The following is a 776-nucleotide window of genomic DNA, read 5'->3' on the forward strand; positions in this document are numbered from 1 at the left end:
GGAGAAAGCTGAAATTACTTGTGAGATCATACCGAATCCTGGAATAATAATTAAGTATACTTCAGGGTGACCGAAGAACCAGAATAGGTGTTCGTATAATACAGGGTCTCCTCCACCAGCTGGGTCGAAGAATGATGTGTTGAAGTTTCGATCTGTAATAATCATTGTTAGTGCACCAGCTAGAACTGGGATACATAGGATAATGATAATTGATTGGAATAGCATAGCCCATACAAATAGAGGCATCTTGTGTAGTGTCATACCAGGAGCTCGCATGTTAATAATAGTAGTGATAATGTTCATAGCACCTAGCATTGATGAGATACCTGAAAGGTGTAGTGAGAAAATAGCTAGATCTACTGATCCACCTGAGTGAGATTGTACACCTGTAATAGGCATGTAAAGAGTCCAACCTGTACCCATACCTTGTTCTACGAATACACTTGAAACGATAAGAACAATAGCAGGAGGAAGAATCCAGAATGATACATTATTCAGTCGTGGAAAAGCCATATCAGGAGCACCAATAAGAACAGGAACCATATAGTTACCAAATCCAGCCATAGCAGGTACTACCATGAAGTAAATCATGAAAATACCGTGAGATGTAGCGATTACATTGTATAGTTGGTGGTCACCGTTTAGAAATTGGTTACCAGCTCCAGACAGTTCAAGTCGGATAAGAACAGAGAAAGCTGTACCTAGAAGACCAGTAAAGATAGCGAAGATCAGATACAGTGTTCCAATATCCTTAGCGTTGGTTGAGAAAAGCCAAC

The 776-nt window shown here is 40.1% G+C and carries 1 protein-coding gene; it reads right to left on the minus strand.

What is annotated here, in order from left to right; genetic code table 11:
* On the minus strand, positions 1-776 hold a 776-nt coding region (locus tag ACYVM0_RS26990; RefSeq protein ID WP_460562623.1), incomplete at both ends, for a cbb3-type cytochrome c oxidase subunit I.

It is taken from the genome of Ferruginibacter profundus (assembly GCF_054783275.1).